The 1,474-nt window shown below is 35.7% G+C and carries 3 protein-coding genes; all 3 read right to left on the bottom strand.

Annotated features, from left to right (window positions below; translation table 11 throughout):
- Positions 1-144, bottom strand: a 144-nt coding sequence (locus D5R40_RS32955) for a DUF1818 family protein (RefSeq protein ID WP_124155887.1), incomplete at its 3' end; no start/stop codon positions are given.
- Between the two features lie 3 nt (positions 145-147).
- Positions 148-795, bottom strand: coding sequence for a hypothetical protein (locus D5R40_RS37210; protein WP_192901039.1), 648 nt, complete (start codon positions 793-795; stop codon positions 148-150).
- 32 nt (positions 796-827) lie between these two features.
- The gene (locus D5R40_RS32945) at positions 828-1,079 is read right to left on the bottom strand and encodes a DNA-directed RNA polymerase subunit omega (RefSeq protein WP_445974406.1); all 252 of its coding nucleotides are present in this window, start codon (positions 1,077-1,079) and stop codon (positions 828-830) included.
- Positions 1,080-1,474: the final 395 nt, after the last annotated feature.

The following is a 1,474-nucleotide window of genomic DNA, read 5'->3' as shown; positions in this document are numbered from 1 at the left end:
GTCTAATAATCTGCAAAAATCCTCAAGTTCTCCTTCTGTTAGTTCTATTGACCACTCATTACCAGCAACTAAACCCTTAAATCTTTCTGCTTCAGGATTCAACCCTAACCGCCAACCAGCTCCACTTTTGACTATTCGTCCCATTTTTTATGGCCTCAGCAAATCTGCATCTCCCGGTTGGGGAATAATTGGCGCTCTAGGATTTGAACGTCCAGAGTTATCTCTCTGATATACATCTGGTATTGATGGAGGGTTAGGATCGCCACTAAAAATATTTACTAATCTATTAACTAAAGTTTCTCTTTGAGAGCGAGTTAAACTTTGAATAGCTTCACGATCGCCCTCCATTGGATTTTCAGTTAAAGTATTCTTTCCTGGATATACCGATGATTGTAGATAATCATTCGCCCCAAGGTAATCTGCTAATGTTAATTTCCAGTCAAACCGATAATTGGGAGGACGACCTTTCACATATAGATGATACCGAATTAAACGTGACACTAGAGTTTCTTCAGTATCTACTTCACCCGTTTCTTGAGATATATAATTATTTTCTAATGGCAAATCTGGTATTTTTTCATATACAAATGGCCAAACCTCTGTAGCTCTAACTCGCTGTTGGACAAGTTTTATTGAGTCTTTAAAATTTTCTTGGTCTATAACTTTTTTTAACTGATAATGAGTAGAAGGGTTTGCTGTAATCGCCAGAGAAGTCCATAACCCTTCGATACTAGCGCAAACCACTACTGTGATAATAATAATCTTGAAATATTTGAGCCACCGCTTCTTGCTCATGGCTATTATCAAATAACTACTATTATATTTACCTATACTATGCTACTACTTACATCACTAATTATTTCTGGCTGCATCAATTCGTCGGACATTTCGACTACAGCACGGATAACAGGTTTCATTAATTGTTCATCCATATTATCAAAATCTTCATAACGACGGCGTTTGGCACGATTAGCTACTTGTACCACAACACGATAACGATTAGATGCAGCTCTAATCAGCTCTTCAGACCTACGACTTAGTTCTGCGGAATCAATACTAGATTGCTTTTCTATGTGCATAAATTTTATTAGCCTGTATAGTTTAATCGGTCATCTCTTATGAGTTCAGTCATCAGTTAACATTTTTAACAGGTTTGTTTAAGACCACTAATATATTTTGAAAAGCGCGTGATAGTTTTTGATGGCCACTTGTTAATAAGCCATTATATACCTGAGTAACTGTTTGCTGTTAACCTATTCAAGATTGGTAAGTCTTTAAACCATATTAATAGACTCTTAGTCAACTACGATGAGTCACATTTGGAGTAAAAAACTTACATTACAGTAGCATTTTTTCTGTAATAAGTAAAGATGATTAACTGTCTAATATATATTTTTTGTTCTCTGTTCTCGAAATTAGGTGGTCAATAGAACTAACAGAAGGAGAACTTGAGGATTTTTGCAGATTATTAGAC

It is taken from the genome of Okeania hirsuta, assembly GCF_003838195.1.
GTDB lineage: Bacteria > Cyanobacteriota > Cyanobacteriia > Cyanobacteriales > Microcoleaceae > Okeania > Okeania hirsuta.
This window is presented reverse-complemented; position numbering and strand designations above follow the sequence as displayed.

Excerpts from the sequence above, each read along its gene's own strand:
- D5R40_RS32945 (WP_445974406.1), bottom strand. The coding sequence starts at position 1,079 with ATGCACATAGAAAAGCAATCTAGTATTGATTCCGCAGAACTAAGTCGT.
- D5R40_RS37210 (WP_192901039.1), bottom strand. The coding sequence starts at position 795 with ATGAGCAAGAAGCGGTGGCTCAAATATTTCAAGATTATTATTATCACA.